The sequence below is a fragment of the Sphingobium lactosutens DS20 genome (assembly GCF_000445105.1).
GTDB lineage: Bacteria > Pseudomonadota > Alphaproteobacteria > Sphingomonadales > Sphingomonadaceae > Sphingobium > Sphingobium lactosutens.
This window is the reverse complement of sequence record NZ_ATDP01000084.1, coordinates 1-2,091: the sequence shown is the minus strand read 5'-3', so window position 1 is coordinate 2,091 and position 2,091 is coordinate 1. Positions and strand designations below refer to the sequence as shown.

3 protein-coding genes and 1 pseudogene are annotated in these 2,091 nt (G+C 62.7%); all 4 read right to left on the bottom strand.

Translation table 11 applies throughout. The features are described from left to right. A pseudogene (locus tag RLDS_RS39305) lies at positions 1-308 on the bottom strand (type-F conjugative transfer system pilin assembly protein TrbC); the annotation flags it as partial. An 11-nt stretch (positions 309-319) separates the two neighbouring features. Beyond that, on the bottom strand, positions 320-1,342 hold the full coding sequence (traU, locus tag RLDS_RS39300; protein WP_020818496.1) for a conjugal transfer pilus assembly protein TraU: 1,023 nt from the start codon (positions 1,340-1,342) through the stop codon (positions 320-322). After that, a complete protein-coding gene (locus RLDS_RS39295; RefSeq protein WP_020818497.1) occupies positions 1,339-1,608 on the bottom strand; it encodes a hypothetical protein in 270 nt (89 codons plus the stop codon). The genes traU and RLDS_RS39295 overlap by 4 nt, the downstream gene beginning before the upstream one ends. Further along, the coding region (locus RLDS_RS39290) for a hypothetical protein (protein WP_021225904.1) at positions 1,608-2,091 on the bottom strand (484 nt) is incomplete at its 5' end. The genes RLDS_RS39290 and RLDS_RS39295, both read right to left, overlap by 1 nt.

Sequence of the window (2,091 nt, the reverse complement as noted above, 5' to 3'; positions counted from 1 at the left end):
TTGGCGTTCGTCGCAGCACCCTGCACGATTTCATCGAAGTCGACAGCCCCTGCAGGTCCTTTCGGCAGATCCGTCGCCGCGACGCGCCGCATGTTTTCCATGCCGCTGTCACGAACGGTAACCGCCTCTTCCCGAAACGCGTCACCGCGGTCCTTGATCTGATCGACGAACGCCTCGGCATCCGCCTGAAGGTCCGCCGATCGCTTCTTGATGGCCTGAACATCGATGCCATCGACGGTCTGGGCCAGGAGAGCGGTCATGCTGGCGGCTGCGACGAGGCCAACGGCGCCCAAGATGAGAAGTCGCATCGCTCCCTCCTTCACAGCACGCAGCAGTTGCGCTTGCGCCAGACCAGATAGCCCATGTCCTCGCCCCCCGCGGGATAGGCACGACCGGCATCCGGCGGCATTGTCGAAGCTCCGATCGCCGAGCAGGCGAAGCGCCCGCTCACCGTCGGAATCGGATTGGTCATCTGAAACCGGTACTGCTGTTTGCGCATGACTGGCATGAGGTACTTCTTGCACAGCCCTTCCGAGCCCATCGTGCCCCAGGCGAGCGCCTGCCGGTGCATCTTGTAGGCAAAGCGCGACAATGCGAGCCGCGAGGACTGGACATGGCCGATCGACGCCGGGATGTTCCCGTTCAGGGGATACATGGACCCCTGACAACCTGCGCACCAGAATAGCTGGTCGAGCGGCAGGTTCACCGTGCCGGCGACGCAGTCGCCCGCACAGGCTGCCTTGGCGAGCGGATTTGCGAAAATGATCGCTTCGGGGTTGATGAGCGCCGCAAGCGAGTCATCCTGCCAGAGCGGATCGACCTCGGTCATATAGGCGATGTCGAAGCTCGCCTGCTCGAAGCAGACGAAATCCGTAAGGATCTCCATCCAGTAGAGCAGCGGATAGACATACCAATGCACATGCCATTTGGCCGTGCTCTGCGACCTGCCGCCGACCATCGAAGGGCCGGCCAGATAGCCCTGACCGATATCGAAGCCCGGAGCGATGCGCACTCCGCCAAGATTGGGAAAACACCAGGGCTTCATGGTGACGTCCGCCAGGCGGGCAGGCTCCCAGAAGCCCACGGAAATGCCGATGCGCGGTAGAGGATCTGCACAGGCGCATATGGGAGACGCCGGGTTCTTCGTGTCGGGTCGGCCGCTCGGCCAGATCTTCAATCCGCCCACCGACAGCGGAAACAGGCATGACCAGCAGACGTCGGTAATCGGGTTGACGAACTTCCCATTGCAGGTGGGACCGGCAGCCTCGGCGCGTGGCGCCAGCATGATGGCGAACAGGACGACGAGAAACGTGCCGAAAATCGGTCGAAGTCCGCGCATCATTCTCTCTCCGCCAGTTGATCGAGATACGCCGCGTCGGCGCGCCGCTTCGCCCGAAGGTAAAGGACCGTGACCACGAGCGCTGTGGCGAGCAGCACGGCGATCAAACAGGGCGCGGCTCGGCCGATGCGACCGCGCAGCTGGTCGAGAAGAGTCACTGCGCCGGCCAGGGTGACGCAGAGAGCGAGCCAGGACAGGCGCATGGTCCTTAGCCTCGCCGTCTCGGGCGCCGCCATCGGCGTTCGGAGCATGTCGAGCCACAGCGCCATCAGCCGGACTTCCCTGGCTTCAGCACGATCTCGGAAACGCGCATCGTCCTGCCGTTTTGGCTGACCACCGCAGGCGTATGCTCGATCCCGAACGTTGCAGTGAGCTTGCCTTCCTGGTCGAAATAGAAGCGCCGCTTCTTCGCCGTCATCGCATCGATCGGCGAACCGTTGACGAAGATGATCTTGGCCTTGAGATCCGTATAGCGCGAGGTCGCCCACGCGAGTTGCGTCGCATCGTCGCCGTCGACGAAGACGAGGTCCTGCTTTATCTCGACGAAATCGAGCGGATTGATGCGATGACCGGCACCCGCAATCAGATTACCCTTCTGGTCCCGAATGTCGCGCTCGATCGCGATGGTCGGATCATAATCCCAGCTTCGCGCCATGCGCGCCGGAGTGATCCCGTCGACAGGCTTGGGCCGGCGAACTCTCTGTTCGACCCTTCTGGCAAACTGCTCGTTCATGCGGGCAAGCTCGCCGCTG

What these genes read in the sequence shown, in the direction of transcription:
- traU (WP_020818496.1), bottom strand. Translation starts at nt 1,342, where the DNA reads ATGATGCGCGGACTTCGACCGATTTTCGGCACGTTTCTCGTCGTCCTG.
- RLDS_RS39295 (WP_020818497.1), bottom strand. Translation starts at nt 1,608, where the DNA reads ATGGCGCTGTGGCTCGACATGCTCCGAACGCCGATGGCGGCGCCCGAG.